The following is a 16539-nucleotide window of genomic DNA, read 5'->3' on the forward strand; positions in this document are numbered from 1 at the left end:
ACCCCCTACTGATTTGAACTAGCCATATACCGTGATTAAAAAGCACATTTATTATTGGTATGGATGAAAATACAATCTTACTTGCATTACTTCACATAGATTAAAAAAAGGAAATGGAGGTGACCCCAATGTTCATTGTAGCAGCATCAAATAACAATTACGCCCAACATTTGGGAGTAATGTTGACTTCTTTGTTGGAAAGTAATACAAAAAACAGTAGTATTCACATTTTTATTATTGATGGAGATATCTCCGATATGAATAAATTTAAACTGCAATCAATTGTAAAGAGATATAACAAACAAATTTCATTTCTAAAAATAGATAAGAAGATTTTTGAATCCTTTAAAATGAATCCCCAATTAGACTATATTTCAAAAGAAACCTATTATCGCATAATGATCCCCGATCTGTTGAGTAATGATATTTCCAAAGCGTTGTATCTTGATTGTGATCTTATCGTAGAATCTGATTTGTCTAAATTATGGAATACCGATATTGGCAAACATTATTTGGCCGCAGTGGATGAAGCGTATCTCCATAAAAAAAGAAAAAGACAAAAACATAATAATACTTTATCTATACCCCGAAATTCTTGTTATTTTAATGCCGGTGTGTTGTTAATGAATCTGAAAAAATGGAGGAAGGAAAATATTTCCAAACAATTGATTTATTATATAAGTAATAATGCTGAAAAAGTGAATTATTTAGATCAAGATACGTTAAATGCGGTTCTATACAATAAATGGCTGGAGCTTGATCCCAAATGGAATTATACCCACAAACACCATAAAAAAAGACCATTAAGCCATCCGGCCATTATTCATTTTACCGGACCCAAGAAACCATGGAATTCTGATAATCATCCGTTTAAGGAAAAGTACTTGAAATATTTAACGGCCTCTTTATGGCAAGATTTTTAAGAATCAAAGAAAGAGGGAATCTAATGATGAATTTATAAAGACCCTTAATAAATATTACGGGTTTAAAGTTGCTAATTTGAATGTGTTAAAAGATGAAAAATCGGTATATATTGCAAAAGCTGAAACAGATAACGGGGATAATCAAAAGCCTTTTTCTTGATAAAAAAGAACAGAATTTTATAGCAACAACAGAAGCACTATTACTTAAACAGGGAGTTTCTGTCGCTTCCCCAATTATTACCAATAAAAATGAATTGTAATTTAAACATGATGGTCGTTATTTTGTTTTATATGAATGGATTAATGGAAAGCCGCATTCTTTAAAAAACGTGGATGACCTGAAAAATCTCATAAAAATTATGGGGATTCTCCACAATACATCTCTTTCTTTGCAATACCCCTCTAAAATATATATTCGCAGAAAGACGGAGAAATTAACTTCTATATATGATCAAATTTTAAAAAAGATGAAAAAGTGGGAACAACAAAATGAAAATAATTCCGATCTAAACACCATGAAAGCATTGGAGTATTTACCCTTTTTTTATGAAGCTGCCTATACAGCGAAAAAATTGGTTCAAAACATTAATACTGAAAACTATCAAACCATTGTGCACGGAGATTTTCATTGCCAACATATCTTGATGGAAAATGATAAATATAAACTTATTGATTTTGGAAATGCTTATTTTGATTTACCTTCAAAAGACTGGAAAACGATACTAAGGAAATATTACAAAACCTGCACCTACGAGGAGAATACCATGAACGATCTCCTGAAAATCTACGAACAATACCACCCTATTTCTCCAAATGTTAAACATATCATTTTAATAGACTTATTATTTCCTTATAACATAGAACGGATCCTGAAAAATCCGAAAAAATATAAAAAAATATCTGTTGAAAAACTGGAACATTACTTGGAACAAGAGAAAAAAAGAACTGAATATATAAAAAAAAATCTGGATATATGAAACTATACTTCCTGTAAGCACATTTTTGCTTTCTCAAACTTTGGACGGACAAATACCGTTGCCTTTATTTCTTGGGATTCATACTCTATACAAATCGCATGGATATTGAGGTGGACTATGAAAATTGCCATTATTAGCCCAGGACCTTTTTCAGTGCCCCCAGTCATTGGAACAAGTGTGGAACATGATATTCACATGGTTGCCGAACAGATGGAGCAGAACTATGAGGTAACGGTATATACGCGAAAGTGTCCGGAATACCCTCGTTCGAAACAGGAAGGGAATCTTTACTATAAACGCTTTAATTATTCCAGCTCCAACCGTTATCTGGGAAAAGTAATCCGTCATATCAAGAAGCATATGCCGGATATTATCATGGTTGAGAATCGTCCGTTGTACGTACTCCGCATAAAAGAACAATTTCCGGATATCCCGACAGTACTCAACATGCATTCCATGCTTTTTTTTTCACGACCCTATATTAACCGCAAACAAATGAATCAAGTTGCAGAAAAGGCAGATGCTTTGATCACCAACAGCCAATATTTGCTAAGTCAATATGTCCGCCAATTTCCCCGATTCAACGGGAAGGCACATGCTGTTTATTTGGGAATAAATCAGGAACCTTTTGAACAAGCGGGGGATCAGAAAGAGGAGATTGAAAAACTGAAAAAGAAATATCGTATGCAAGAAGGAGATTTAACATTATTGTTTGTCGGCCGCCTCAAGAAGGATAAAGGAATACACCTCGTTTTAAAAGTGATGCCAAAGCTGATAAAGAAATATCCGAATCTGAAACTGGTGATAACCGGGGCATCCCGTTACGGCAAAAATGTGATGACCCCTTATGTACGAAGGATCTATCGCCAGACGGCGAAGTTTCATAAGCATGTGGTTTTCACCAAATTCATTCCTCCTTACAAAATACCCTACATCTATCGGCTTGCTGATATTGTAGTGATCCCCTCATTATGGCAAGAACCGTTCGGGAGAGTCAACCTGGAGGCCATGGCATCATCCAGGGCTATAGTCGCCTCCAATCAAGGCGGGATCCCGGAAGTCGTTAGGCATGAAGAAAACGGATTGGTCTTCCCCATTCAAAATTACAATGAGGAGCTTTACGATTCCCTTTCAAAGTTATTGGATTCAAAGGAGCTTTGCGAGAAATACGGCCAAAAAGGGTTGACAAGTATCAAGGAATTTACCTGGTCCAAAACTGCGGAACAATACCTTGGAATCTATGAGGAATTGCTAAATAAAGAAAAACAGTAAGAATGGGTGGGATGCGAAGCGAAAATTTGGTTATGGGAGTGATATTGCGATGAAAGGACTTATTCTATGTGCCGGAAAAGGAACAAGACTCCAGCCTTTTTCTTATTCCCAGCCGAAGACATTGCTGCCGGTTGCGAATAAACCGGTGTTGGAGTACTGTGTGGAAAACCTGGTCAATAATGGAATCCGGGAGATCGGGATTGTCATGAATCCTGAGCAAAAGGCAATCCCCGAATTGATAGGAAATGGCTCCCGTTACGGGGCCCGGATTGAATATATATACCAAATTGAACAAAAGGGAATTTCCCATGCAGTGAAGCTGGCGGAGACCTTTATAGGAGAAAAATCATTTATTCTCCTGCTTGGAGACAATCTGATTGCTGAAGATCTTAAGATCCTGATAGAATCATACGAGCAGAACAAGAGTAACGGCTCCATTCTCCTTTCTCCGGTTCCGAATCCGCAAGACTTCGGAATTGCTGAAATCAAAGGGAATGATATTATCGCTTTGGAGGAAAAACCGCAAAAACCCAAAAGCAACTTGGCGGTCATCGGAGCTTACTTGTTCGATACGAACATTTTCCGAGCGGTTAACAGAATCTCCCCATCGGCAAGGGGAGAATATGAAATTACCGATGCGATCCACTGGCTCATCCGGCAGGATTTCATTATTTCTTATACGATTACGAGAGAATTGTACTCTGATGTCGGAACCGTCAACCGCTGGCTCGAAGCCAACAAATGGATGTTGGAACGGAATCTGGAAGATCAGATCGTGCTAGGAGAGCAAACCGTGGTGGAAAATTGTACGTTCAGGGGACCGGTGATTATTGGGGAAAATTGTGTCCTGAGAAACGCCGTGATCGGCCCTTATGTATCTATCCAAAACGGCTGTCGTGTTGATAACTGTCATATTGAACAGAGCATTTTATTGGAAAAAGCGGTCGTATGCAACCTGCCTGCCCGTGTAAGCTACAGCGTTTTCGGCCGGGAAGTGCAATTTAAAGGGGTGGACAAAGGCAAGACAACAACCTTGCACTTCCATCTGGGAGATAAATCGAAAATGGAAATGATGCGGGATCCTGAGGATGATGACGAATAAATTCCAAATATGATCACGTTGGATTACAGACCATTCCACTTAGAAACGGGTGGAATAAAGTAATAAGAAATGAAAGAAGGTGAGACTATGAAAATTGCAGTCATAGGAACCGGTTATGTCGGAATTACTACTGCTGCTTCCCTTTGTGAATTGGGCCACCATGTCATCGGTGTAGATATAGACAGTGAAAAGATTTCCAAATTGAAAAAAGGTATTCTCCCTATATATGAACCATTGGTCGAGCCGCTTATTCAAGAAAAGCTGCAACAAGGCATACTATCTTTTACCACCGATATCGAGGAAGCGGTAGAACCTGCGGAAATCATTTTCATTGCTGTCGGTACACCGTCATTGCCTGATGGTCGGCCTAATTTAACGTTCGTGAAAGATGTGGCCAGAGAAATCGGCAAGCATATAAATGAGTACAAAATTATCGTGAACAAAAGCACCGTGCCGGTCGGAACGGCTGACCTCGTAGAGGAGCTGATCTTGCAAGAAGCAAGCAAAAGGGAAAAAACCATCCCTGTAGACATTGTATCCAACCCTGAATTTCTGCAGGAAGGCAAAGCTCTTCAGGACGCGCGAAATCCGGATCGTATCATCATCGGTTGCCAATCAAATCAAGCTGCAGAAATGATGATGAAACTCTATGAAAAGGTAGATGCTCCTGTTTTAGTCACCACTCCTCGCAACGCAGAAATGATCAAGTATGCATCCAATGCCTTCCTAGCGACCAAAATCTCCTTCATTAATGATATTGCCAAATTATGCGATGCACTCGACGTCGATGTGACTGAAGTAGCCAAAGGTATGGGTATGGATCATCGTATTGGCAAACACTTTCTCCATGCCGGAATCGGATATGGCGGATCCTGTTTTCCCAAAGATGTAGCCGCACTCTATCAAATGGGAAAAAGCGCACGAATGGAAATGACGATCCTACGCGATGTTGAAATTATCAACCAAAATCAGCCATCCTGGATCGTAGAGCGAATGGCCGAAAAAATGAATGGGTTACAGGGCAAAAGAATCGCTGTATTAGGGCTGGCTTTTAAGCCGGAGACCGACGATATCCGTGAAGCGCCATCGCTCAAACTGATTCCTCTGCTTCTCCAAGAAGGGGCATACGTAACAGTATATGACCCCATTGTTAATATAACCGTTAAAGAACGCTTCCCGGAAATCATTCTTGGCAAAGATGCTTATCAGAATGTCAACGATGCCCATGGCGTCTTGTTATGTACGGAGTGGAGTGAATTTTTGGAAATCGATTGGCTGGAAGTAAAGAAGAGAATGAAAGAAGATTTCGTATTCGATGCCAGAAATGCGTTGGATCCCCGGGATATTAAACAATGCGGGTTGAAATATTGGGGTGTGGGTCGAAATAATAATAGCGTGAAATAGCTTAAATAGGTGGTGAAATCGTTGAAAATTTGTTTTTCTTTTCGTTTCTTCGAGTATAGACCGAAAGGTGATGTACTGCAATTTCTTTCTACAATTAAGGCTTTTGACCAAAAAGTCAAAAGTCTATCTAAGAAAGAAAGGGAAAAATGTGTAATTGACTGTGTTGTGCCCTTTAAATTTGAAAATGGCAAGGATGGCTTCAAGTTTGATCACACCCGCTTTCATAAAGGACATGAAAAAAAGATCATTGAGCTAGATAACAAGAAAAACTATGATTTCATTTTTATCCGTGACCGTAAAGGCTGCTTTAAGCTGTTAAAAAAGAATCCGAAATTGGCGAAGAAACTTCTTTTCCTGTCTATTCATTATAATTTGGATGACAATAATATCATGAAAGAAATGAATACATTGTTTCAAAAGTCTCGCATCACTCTTTTACAGGCCCGTCCAAATGCAGAGCGTTACAAAAAATATTTATTAAAGAAGGGGGTTGAACCTAAGGTAGTTAATCGGAAGGTGAAGGTGCTTCCCCAGTTTATTGAATTGCCGTCCTCCCAAAAATTGGCCGAACTCAAGCCTTCCAAGCCATTGCAATTAATTAACGTTGGGATGATTCGACCGCGTTACGGACTTCCTATTGCCATCGAAGCTACCCGTTTCATTCGGGAGAAATTCCCGGATGTGTCACTCCACGTTCTATACCCTGGATTTAAAAAGGAATATGAACCGACTGCCAGAAAATTGCTAAAATCTCCCGAGGTAGTGGACCACGGCAAAAAGCCATTTTGGGAAACTAAAGAAATGATACTAAAAGCAGGAATTGGTCTAGCGCTCATTTACGATAACAGCAAGGATCAAAATCCCAGTCACTCTTATTTGTCAAGAATTTTGGAATATTGCGCCCTTGGTGTACCGGTTATTACTACAAGAGTAATTGCTAATGAGGATCTATTCGGCACGGATTACCCTTTATTTGTTCATGATGCCCAGGATATCGCACAATGTTACGAAAAGTTGAACGATCAGAAATTTTATCAAAAAATGAGCAACTACTGTAAAGGTGTAGGGAGCAGATTTCTCGCCGAAGTAGTCATTGAAGATTTCTGGTCCACATTAAATAGAGAAAAAAATAATGAGAAAAAGTAAATAAAGATATGAAAGAAGGATAGCTCTTCTCTTAAAAGAAAGCTATCCTTTTACAATTCTTATTCTGTTTATTGTTGTCCTGCAATATCACAATTTGTTTAGCATCCAGTCATAATAAGACTCCTGCATTTTGATTTGCTTATATTGATCAAATTGAGCTTCTACCTTTTTTCGTCCCTCTGCAGAGAACTTTGGCCATAATTTCGGTTTTTTGATTAATTGAATCAAAGCGGAAGCGAGTTCCTTGGGATCTTTTTCCGCAACTAACAAACCGGATTTTCCATGGTCTATCAGTTCGGGAATCCCTGCATGCCTAGTGGATACTACCGGTAATCCGCAGGCCATTGCTTCCTTCAATACATTGGGGATACCCTCCATATTGCCGTCTCCAGTTGTATAACTGGCCAAACTGAATATATCGGCTTTCTTCATTTCTTTTGCCACTTTTTTATTATTCATCTCTTTTTTTATAATGACCGAATCCTTTAGTTTCAATTTTTCTATTAACTTTAGTAAAGCTTTTCGTTGTTTGTTATTACCCTTTCCAATGATGACCAATTCACTTCTCGGGTAATGTTTATGGACGCTGGAAAAAGCCTCTATTAATATGGGAAAACCTTTCTTACCCACCAATCGTCCTACGGAAAGAATCCGTATCTTTGATTTTTTCTTTGGAAATTTCCGCAGATGGAATGGAAATTTTTTGAGTTCGATTCCGCCGTAAAGTACTTTTAGTTTCTCCTCCGGAAAACCGACTTTCATCATCTGCTGTTTGAAAAATTCGCATACAGGCAAATACATGCTTCCATACTGTATTAATTCCTGGTATTTGCGTTTGTTTTTTTCATATCTTTTGTTTGTTGCTGAGGCGTCTTTCCCGCGGAAACTAGTAATAAGGGGAATTCGATATTTGGAGGCAAGCGGCAGTATACTTCTGGCGAATGGGCCTTTATGAGCATGAATCGCTTTGATATTTTTATCCCGGATAAATTGGGGCCAATTCTTGATCTCATTTATATAATAATACTCCGGGAAGGGAAAAGACTTGGCATTTTCTCTTTTGGGAAAATTGCCGATGACTATGGAACGGTATTTTTTCGTAGCAGTAATTTGATTATAAATAAATCCTTGATTAATATTAATGTCCTCGCCCAGGTAATGAGCAATGGTATCCATCTTGATTCCCCCTGATCTGCGGTGTATACCATAAAATATGCTGTTTGCTCAAAAGCTGTTCAGCCAACTGTCTTCATCCCTGAAAAATGGGGGGATATCTCAAACATTCATCCATACAATCCGGAAACCAGGAACATAGAATAATATTAGGGAGGCGAACATCAAGCCTGTTTAAAGGGGGTGATCCGAATCGAAGATTTCAGACGAATATCCGTTACCAAGAATAAACAGCAAGCAAAAGGAGAGCCCAAGCTTATAGTCGTAAATCCGACTTCATTTCCATTAATCGGACTGGGGGAACAGGGTGCTGTTTTCCGGCTATCGCCCGATCGCTGTGTAAAAATCTATGTCAGCCGTAAAAATGCAAATAATGAAAGCCGGGCGATGAAAGCCGGACAAGGAGTCTCTTTCATGCCCAAAATCTATGAAGTTGGATCCAAATATATTGTTATGGAATACTTGAAAGGAACTGATTTGTACACATAATTAAAAAGTGAGCAAGAACTATCCCACAATATTACAATGCAATTGTATAACATATTAAAAGAAATGGAACGGCTGAAATTCATCAGGATCGAGTTGAAAATGCGGCATGTTTTTGTTACGGATGAAAAGGTGTTGAAAATCATTGATTATGGAAATTTATACAGAATAAAATCCACCAAGCCTTTCCGCCTGTTGAGAGAATTGAAGAAGTTGGATTTGGCGGATTCGTTTCTTGAACAAATCAAGAAAATGGATGAAACCCTCTATAAGGAATGGAAATAGTATATTCCCCGGCGATCCGAAAAAGTACAACCGTCCATACGGATTCAATGGCTTTTGAATATTGTAATTTAAGGAATTGTAAGGGAGAGGAACTGCCATGAATACAAGAACGGCATTTGTCAGAAATTATTACTTGCAGCCGTCCGAAACTTTCATATATGAAGAATTAAAAAATATAAACAAATTCAAGCCGATTGTTTATACCCGAAAGAAAATGAATCTTGACCGTTTTCCCTATAAACCGGTCTATTTTTTATCAGATGATCCTCATAAATTGGCAAAGCATTGGAAACGTCAAAAAATCAAACTGATACATGCCCGTTTTGGTAACGCCGGTGTACGGATTCTTCGTGCTAAAAAAATGACAGGATTACCGATGATCACTTCTTTTCACGGGATGGATCTACCGGCATGGAAAAATCATAAACAACCTTATCAGCAGAAACTGCCTCGTCTTTTTCAGGAGGGTGAAATATTCACTGTTCCTTCAAATTCCATGAAAGAGCAATTAATTGAATGGGGATGCCCTTCTGAAAAGATTAAAGTCTTATACAGTGGTATTGACCTGAAGAAATTTGCTTATTGCGATAGGGAGACCAATAAAGAACAAGTAAATATTTTGTCTGTAGGCAGAATGGTAGGGAAGAAAGGGTTTCCATATTTAATAAGGGCTTTCAAAAAAGTACTAGAGATTCACCCTGCGACTCAGTTAACGGTTATTGGCGAGGGACCGGAACGCCGGAAATTAAAGCAGATGATTCAGCAGTTTAATATACAGAAATCGGTAAAGTTAAAAGGCGGAATTTCTCATAAGAAAGTAGCCAAGAAGCTGAAAAAAGCCGATATCTTCTGTTTGCCCAGCATTACCACAAAAGATGGTAACCATGAAGGCATTCCCAATGCTCTTAAGGAGGCGATGGCAACCGGCTTACCTGTCGTTTCTACATGGCATGCCGGCATTCCTGAATTAGTCAGCGATAATGTGAACGGGTTTCTCGTGCCGGAAAAAAATGTTGAGCTGCTTGCAGAACGGATAATCAAACTAATAGAAGATCCACAACTTCGCATAGAATTTGGGAAAAAAGGACATGAAAAGGTCAAATCACAATTTAATTCGGCTATCCAAATAAAACAACTCGAAAGTTATTACGAGGAACTCTTAGAAAGGAGCGGATCATAATGTTTATTCTACCGGATACGGAGAATGAGAAAAAGGAAGAGGGAAAAGAAAAAAAAGAAACGGAAAAAACGAAGCCGCTTGTGACCGTGATCATTCCTACTTTTAACAGAGGGGAATTCATACATCGTGCCATAAAAAGTGTATTAAAACAGAGCTATCAAGGATGGAAGTTACTTATTATTGATGACGGATCAACGGATAATACCAAAAAGAAAATAAAAATATTTTTGAACGATCCTCGTATCACTTATGTTAAACAGAGGGAAAACCGGGGGGTATCAGCTTCATTGCAACAAGCTCTATTACGGGTTGACACCAAATATTACTCTCAATTGGATGCCGATGATTGGTATGAAAAAAAAACATTGCAAAAATGTGTAGAGAGAATGGAAAAATCCGGCGATAAAGTAGCAATGGTATATGGAAATAACAAAACTTGGGAATTGAACAAAAGAGGAAAAAAGAAATTACTGAAAAAAAGCAGAAAAAGAAAAATTAAAGACAATTATGATTTTATCACCTTTCATCCGATGGTTTATCCCAGATTTTACAGGACCGATGCACTACGTGCTGTCGGCGGATGGAGTACGAATGTTCCACTTGGAGGCCGTTACGCCGAAGACCGTCAAATTTTATTGAAGCTTGCCGGAAAATATGCGTTTAAATGGATTGACATAACGTTATATAATCGCCTTCAGCATACAAAAAATAATTCGCGGAGTTCAAATAATGACAAATATGCAAAAGTAACAAAGTATTTGTACAAAAATGCATTGAAAATGTGGGGCAACAAGTATAAACCTGTTTTCAAGAAGAAAAATGGTCGTTTAAAAGTTTGGAAACTAAAGAAAAGATAATGGGAACTATGGTCCAACGTACAGGAAGGGCTGTCGTTCATTACCCGATTGCCCGATACATTCAGTCTGAGCAGCGAACTGAAAGAAGAAGCCAACTGGCGCGATCAATGGCAGGACGTCCAGGTCACGAACGAGGAGGACGGTCGCTCCTGTTATCGGTTGCAGTCGTTCGAGAGGGAACTCTACGGCCAGCCGCTGCGATTCGTCGTCGCTCACTCCAGCCATTTCGAAGCCAAGCAGCAAGAAACACTGGAGCGCCAGATGAACAAAGAGCGCGAGAAAATGGCCAAAGCGCTGCGGACGCTGAGCGCTGCACGGTATGCGTGAGAGCATGACGCCCAGCAGGGGATCGCCGCTTTCCGGAAACAGCAGAAGCAGAAATTTCATGAGGTGACACTTACGTCCGAACCGGAAACATACACGCTGCGTCGTACCAGCCGCGGACGCCCCAAGTAAGGCGAAAAGCCGGAGACGGCGGTGCGCTGGCGCATTGTAGCAAGCGACATCGGCCCGCAGGAGGAAGCGCTGCTGGCGCTCACAACCAAGCAAGGTGAGCTTGAATAAACCGGCCACATGGTCATAGAGAGATTCTTAAGAGCTTGCAAAACGGCGTACCTCTATGTCAAAATCGATGTAGATTCGCTTTAAACACTTGTTGTTTCTTGTGCGAACCTGGCAACGAGTGTGAAAGAGACCGCGAACCATTTCGCCGTGGGTGTGGCTCTCATCACTCGTTTTTTCTTTGTTTACTTGCCATAAAGCATAGGCAAGTAGCGTTTCCGCAGCAAGAAGCATTTCCATATGTGCGTGCTGGTGCGCTTCGGATGTAGAGTGGCACTTTTCAAAACTAACTAAGCTCTTGTTTGGCTGTGCGGAAAAACACTTCAATACGCTAGCGCTTTCCGTACACTTCTAGTGCTTTCATTGGCGTATCATGTCGGTTGCCGGGTCATCTTGGGCACCTTCTCTTACTTCACATAATTCCTCGTCTTCTTTAAGACGCATGGCGACAACGGCAGCGATTGGAACGAATCGTTGTTTCGTTACAGGTTGTCCCTTCTAAATAGCTACGGCAGACAGACCCTTTCCCGATGCGGTTAAACACTTGTATGCATCCTATGCTCTTGCAAGAAAACGAAAAAGTCTTTGTATAAATACCATCGGTCCATCGCTACCCAGAGGCGGCAAGTGACCGACTCACGCAGCATGAGAAGCATTTGTCTGGCTAGATCAAACTTGGTTAAACCAGCCTCATCGTCAGAGACTTTGCGCCAGGCGCTATGCGTATCGTCGAGATTAATAACATCGCCTTCCTAAAGCGCAGTTTCTAGTTCTTCTTGGAGCCTTGCAACGCGCTTTTTCCCAAACGTTCGCCAAGCATGAGGGACTGTGAAGAACCGGCTGAGCGTGTATTGTGCGAGTTAGTAAGGTTTAAACATGAGTTCAAGTAGAGAATTTTTCCAGCCAGTTCGCTCATTTGTACAACCGATGAGCATCCAGAGATCAATCCGATGATGTACATAAAGCAAAGCATCCATGACGGAGCACCGCTTCGTTTGAATATCCCGGATTGTGTCAAGAGTAATGAAAAATCGACCTTTTCCCAAAGCGATCGTAAGATTGGCGCTCCCGCACATTCGCCTTGTGAAAGCTTACGAAATCGTGGATTTTCAAGGGTTTGTTTCATCAAAACCACCTATTATCTCGAGAGGTATACCCGTTAAAAAAGGTATTCTTCGCGATTATTGGGATGATTTCCAAAAGTCAAGGGTTTTCCGGTTTTTAGCTTACATTTCTATGACTATTAAACGGTTTCCATTGCTTGGAAGGAACTGCATAAGTCATGTCATTTAGATTCAAGGAAAGTATTATGGATCGGCTTGTCCGTGCCGCATTCGCCTAACCACTATCGAGCTTGGGACTGGCACTATTGTCATTCCTGGCATCCGTATTGGAATCGGCTGTGTCATCGGAGCGCGAACAGTGGTTACCCGAGATATTCCTGACTATAGCAAAGCAGTCGGCGTACTCGCGCGCATAATCGGAGCACTACCGTCTATTGCAGATTAAGTGAACTAAAAGTGAAAAAGGGTTGAGCAGAAATAGCATGCTGCTCAACCCTTTGTTTCTTATTAAATGGATCCCATTAACGTATTAATATTGTTTTTTGCGTTCATGCTGCCGCTGTAAGCGCCAAGAAGGTATTTCTGCTGCTTATTCATCATAAGCCGTCGATAGGAGCTTCTTTTCATGAATATCGACACAATCGTCCGAAGCTGCTTTTGTCCCTTCGCAGATGTTAGCAGTCTGCTTGAAGCATAATAAGAGTATTCGTGTTTATTCGTATTGGGGAAGAAGGCCAGCGCAATGACGGGCTTATGGAACAGCATGGCTTCGAGGCCAGTAGTGGAAAACTGGACAAATACACAGTCCGCGCCGCTCAGCAGATCGTAAAGACGGATTGCGCGGTGACGAATAAGCTTAGCAAATGGGTATTTGCGCATCATGCCAGGAGACAATCCGCTTCCTTTCTGACGAGGATGCTTCTTCACGAGGAGCGCAACTTTATTGCGGAATGGCAGCAGAGCTTGAATGATCCGCTGCATGACGATTCGATTGTGATGCTGTTTTAAAGGCTGCTCGGGATAAACGAAGAACGTTCTGTTCCCGTTAATGCCCAATTTGTTCGAGAGTTGTGATTTGTTCATCCATTTACTATGAAAGATGGGATCGAACCGTGCGTTCCCAAGCAGATGAAACTTATTTTGCGGAGTCCCATAGCGTGTAAGCCGCTTCCGATGCTGATCGCCCCAGGCAACGTAATGATCAACGTTGGTAGATAAAATCTGATACGTGTCGATCAGTCCATATTGAATGTTCATCGTAGGAATACGACGCTGCTTGCCCATATGCACGAGCAAATATCCCATCGGATTTACGGATGAGGACTGGATGATAGCTTTGATGTTATTTTTTGAAAACAACTGATCGAGACCGTCAATTTTCCGCATAACTGAGCGAAGCTGGTACGTGATCCAATTCATGAAACCTTTTCGCTTGAAGTAAGGATGTACGCCTTTCTTGTTCACGATCGATTTGATTTGAAGCAATAAAGAGTTGTAGTGGGTCGTTTGGAGACGACCGAACGCTTCCGGATTGTAATAGGGAGCCTTTAAACTCCGTCCATTCTTCTTTTCGATACAAATGATATTTTGATTTCTATTAATGCCTAATCCATCTATAACCTTAGAACTAAATATCGTTTTAGCTTTTCCAAGCTCGCTCGGTTTATAAGGCACTGCTGTTACTCTATCATTTGCGATCAACTTGTCGTACATTTGGCGGGGGTTACGTATCCACTGCAGGCCTGCCCGTTTGGAGCCTTTGAAAGATTTAACGGCACGAAGATGGAAGGGATAAGCCATTGCTCTAACGACAGGAACGTGCTTGTACCTGACGCTGCGAAATGTATGAAAGAAATTTGCAGTCAGGTCAAATGCCCGAAGCTGCGAGTTTATCATCTATATATACCTCCCTTAAATCTGCGGTAAATCCATTTATGTATCGTATGTGAGAGAGAGGCCGAATGCCATGGGGCAATCAACCAATTTTGGCTTATATATATATACATTGAAACAGTTGTCTAGATCATATTTCACATGCTTGTCATAGAATATATGAGCATTGCGATGGAGTGTAACTGAAGAGAAGGGGCCATAATTAAGGAGGATCATGCTATGAAAATCGGCGTACTGATTACGGCTAGATTGAAATCAACAAGACTCCCTCTTAAACTTTTGCTTCCTATTGGGAGAAAGCCGGTTATTGATCATGTCATTGAAAGGGCTAAGCTGGTAAGCCGGGTAGATCAAATTGTGCTGTGCACCTCGACCAATCCACAGGACGCGCCGTTAGTCGAAGCCGCGCATGCCCAGCGCATACATTATTTTATGGGGCATCCGGATGATGTGCTTCTTCGTCTACACGATGCTGCTACATTTTATAGATTGGATTATGTGCTTTCGATTACGGCGGATAATCCTTTTTTTGCGGTCGAATATGCGAATCTATTAACCAATGAAGCGCTGCTGCGCAAACCTGACTTTATGTATGTGGAAGGACTGCCGTTAGGAGCTTCTATTTATGGCATTCGTTACGAGGCTTTGAAAACCGTGGTTGCATTTAAGGAGAATACGGATTCGGACACCGAAATATGGGGGTACTGGTTAAATCAGCCCCATATATTCGACGTTCGCGTCATACAGGCTCGTAAGGAGGAATACCGTGATGTAAGGCTTACTCTGGATACCTACGAGGATCTGCAGTATTTGCAGCAGCTAGGTGAAATGCTGGGTGAACGGTCTAGCTTCGGCTCTGTCTTAAGCGCAATAGATAGGCTGCCCTATGCCGCTGTATTCAATCGCGACGTTGTGCAAAAACAGCTTGCTTCGGATAAAAAGACGGAAATCGAGCGATTGTATCATGATCAAATGGAAAGGTTGCAGCTGATGAAGGAACAAATCTATAAGAGCTAAAGGGTGAATAACGAATGAATCAATTGGAAACGTATTTCCGTGAGGATAAGGAAAAGCCTTCCTCTATTTACAGAATTGCAGAAACGGCCTACAACCATGAAGGCAGTATCTCCTATCTGCTCGACGTAATCGATTCTTTGAAAGCATCAGGGGCGGATGCGGTGAAGCTTCATATTATGCTGGAATTGGATGCATACATGGCATCGAATCATTCTTTATTTGTGCGATTGCAAAAGTGGTTGCTCAGTCGCGAACAATGGAAGGAGGTATTCGCTCGCTGCCGCATGAACAAGCTCGCAATCGTCGGATTGGCCGATGAGCTGCCGGGACTTGAATTTCTGATCGATGAGAAAGTTGATGCTTTGGCAATCCATGCAGCAAGCATGCATGATGCCTACATGCTTAGGAAGCTGTCTCAAGCGGAGCAGCCGTTATTCGTCGGTGTGGGAGGAGCGACATTGCTCGATATCGAATATACGGTCCGCATGCTGTCGCCCAAGAAAAATATCGTCTTCATGTATGGGATACAGCAGTATCCGACGCCTCCGTCATCGCTGCATCTGCAAAAGATACCCATGTATGAAAAATTATTCGATTTTCCAGTCGGGTATGCCGATCATACCGCAGCATATTCCGAACAAGAGAGGTATGTCGCCTATGCAGCAGCATATGGACTCGGAGCGCGCGTATTTGAACAGCATGTCACGTTGGATTTTGTGAGCAAACGGATAGACGACGAATCCGCCATTGAAGCAAATACGTTTATTCAATTTACAGAAAACACGAATATGATTTCGCAAATGAGCGGGCCTTCGAAATTCGAGCTGAAAGAGGATGAGAAAAAGTATGTACATTCTCGCAAGCAAATGGTAGCCGCGCGAGATTTACCGATCGGCGAGGTTTTGACGGAGAGGGATATTCAGTTTAAGCGTACAGAAAATTGGTCGGATATGGCCCCGGACGATTTCGACAAACTATTAGGACGGACGTTGCTGCAATCGGTGGGTGAGGAGCAGGCGTTTTCATGGAAATCTATTAATGGGGATGATTCTATATAAAGTAACGGAAAGAGGAATGACTATCTTATTGTCTTCAGGGTTTGTTACTTTTGCAAAAAAACCAAGGACCTTATGCCCTTGGTTTTCCGTCTGTTTCGCATTCTAAAGTTCTCCTGCTTCTTCTAGGAAAACCCAGCAAGA

The 16539-nt window shown here is 41.2% G+C and carries 15 protein-coding genes and 1 pseudogene; 13 read left to right on the plus strand and 3 right to left on the minus strand.

What is annotated here, in order from left to right; translation table 11 throughout:
* Positions 1-128: 128 nt before the first annotated feature.
* The 6 genes and pseudogenes from AC0YN6_RS14065 to AC0YN6_RS14090 all read left to right on the plus strand — a co-directional run bounded on the left by AC0YN6_RS14065 (position 129) and on the right by AC0YN6_RS14090 (position 6824).
* Positions 129-923, plus strand: coding sequence for a glycosyltransferase family 8 protein (locus AC0YN6_RS14065; protein ID WP_475747559.1), 795 nt, complete (start codon positions 129-131; stop codon positions 921-923).
* 278 nt (positions 924-1201) lie between these two features.
* Positions 1202-1900, plus strand: a pseudogene (locus tag AC0YN6_RS14070) (phosphotransferase); the annotation flags it as partial.
* Positions 1901-2017: 117 nt separating this feature from the next.
* On the plus strand, positions 2018-3172 hold the full coding sequence (locus AC0YN6_RS14075) for a glycosyltransferase family 4 protein (protein WP_475747560.1): 1155 nt from the start codon (positions 2018-2020) through the stop codon (positions 3170-3172).
* Positions 3173-3221: 49 nt separating this feature from the next.
* The gene (locus AC0YN6_RS14080) at positions 3222-4274 is read left to right on the plus strand and encodes a glucose-1-phosphate thymidylyltransferase (protein WP_475747561.1); all 1053 of its coding nucleotides are present in this window, start codon (positions 3222-3224) and stop codon (positions 4272-4274) included.
* Positions 4275-4361: 87 nt separating this feature from the next.
* On the plus strand, positions 4362-5678 hold the full coding sequence (locus AC0YN6_RS14085; RefSeq protein ID WP_475747562.1) for a UDP-glucose dehydrogenase family protein: 1317 nt from the start codon (positions 4362-4364) through the stop codon (positions 5676-5678).
* A 21-nt stretch (positions 5679-5699) separates the two neighbouring features.
* The gene (locus AC0YN6_RS14090) at positions 5700-6824 is read left to right on the plus strand and encodes a glycosyltransferase family protein (RefSeq protein ID WP_475747563.1); all 1125 of its coding nucleotides are present in this window, start codon (positions 5700-5702) and stop codon (positions 6822-6824) included.
* Positions 6825-6911: 87 nt separating this feature from the next.
* Here the strand turns inward: AC0YN6_RS14090 and AC0YN6_RS14095 are convergent, their stop codons facing one another.
* Positions 6912-8000, minus strand: coding sequence for a glycosyltransferase (locus tag AC0YN6_RS14095; RefSeq protein WP_475747565.1), 1089 nt, complete (start codon positions 7998-8000; stop codon positions 6912-6914).
* A gap of 180 nt (positions 8001-8180) precedes the next feature.
* On the opposite strand from AC0YN6_RS14095, the gene AC0YN6_RS14100 reads away from it, so the two are divergent.
* The 5 genes from AC0YN6_RS14100 (at position 8181) to AC0YN6_RS14120 (ending at position 11140) form a co-directional block, all read left to right on the plus strand.
* Complete coding sequence (locus tag AC0YN6_RS14100) at positions 8181-8486, plus strand: hypothetical protein (protein ID WP_475747567.1); 306 nt, start codon at positions 8181-8183, stop codon at positions 8484-8486.
* A 99-nt stretch (positions 8487-8585) separates the two neighbouring features.
* Positions 8586-8768 carry a hypothetical protein gene (locus tag AC0YN6_RS14105; protein WP_475747568.1) on the plus strand — a complete coding sequence of 61 codons (183 nt, stop codon included), beginning with the start codon at positions 8586-8588 and terminating at the stop codon, positions 8766-8768.
* A 97-nt stretch (positions 8769-8865) separates the two neighbouring features.
* On the plus strand, positions 8866-9948 hold the full coding sequence (locus AC0YN6_RS14110; RefSeq protein WP_475747569.1) for a glycosyltransferase: 1083 nt from the start codon (positions 8866-8868) through the stop codon (positions 9946-9948).
* Positions 9948-10805 carry a glycosyltransferase family 2 protein gene (locus AC0YN6_RS14115; protein ID WP_475747571.1) on the plus strand — a complete coding sequence of 286 codons (858 nt, stop codon included), beginning with the start codon at positions 9948-9950 and terminating at the stop codon, positions 10803-10805. The genes AC0YN6_RS14110 and AC0YN6_RS14115 overlap by 1 nt, the downstream gene beginning before the upstream one ends.
* An 8-nt stretch (positions 10806-10813) precedes the next feature.
* On the plus strand, positions 10814-11140 hold the full coding sequence (locus AC0YN6_RS14120) for a hypothetical protein (protein WP_475747573.1): 327 nt from the start codon (positions 10814-10816) through the stop codon (positions 11138-11140).
* Between the two features lie 992 nt (positions 11141-12132).
* On the opposite strand, the gene AC0YN6_RS14125 is transcribed toward AC0YN6_RS14120, so the two are convergent.
* Positions 12133-12492 carry a hypothetical protein gene (locus tag AC0YN6_RS14125; protein WP_475747574.1) on the minus strand — a complete coding sequence of 120 codons (360 nt, stop codon included), beginning with the start codon at positions 12490-12492 and terminating at the stop codon, positions 12133-12135.
* A 445-nt stretch (positions 12493-12937) separates the two neighbouring features.
* A complete protein-coding gene (locus tag AC0YN6_RS14130; protein WP_475747575.1) occupies positions 12938-14326 on the minus strand; it encodes a glycosyltransferase family protein in 1389 nt (462 codons plus the stop codon).
* Positions 14327-14542: 216 nt separating this feature from the next.
* Between AC0YN6_RS14130 and AC0YN6_RS14135 the strand changes: the two genes are divergently transcribed.
* Positions 14543-15340 (plus strand): cytidylyltransferase domain-containing protein, encoded by a 798-nt coding sequence (locus tag AC0YN6_RS14135; RefSeq protein ID WP_475747576.1) that lies wholly within the window; start codon positions 14543-14545, stop codon positions 15338-15340.
* A gap of 14 nt (positions 15341-15354) precedes the next feature.
* Entirely contained in the window at positions 15355-16398 is a 1044-nt protein-coding gene (locus AC0YN6_RS14140; RefSeq protein ID WP_475747577.1) for an N-acetylneuraminate synthase family protein, read from the plus strand.
* Positions 16399-16539: the final 141 nt, after the last annotated feature.

The organism is Paenibacillus sp. J22P15, from assembly GCF_056269345.1.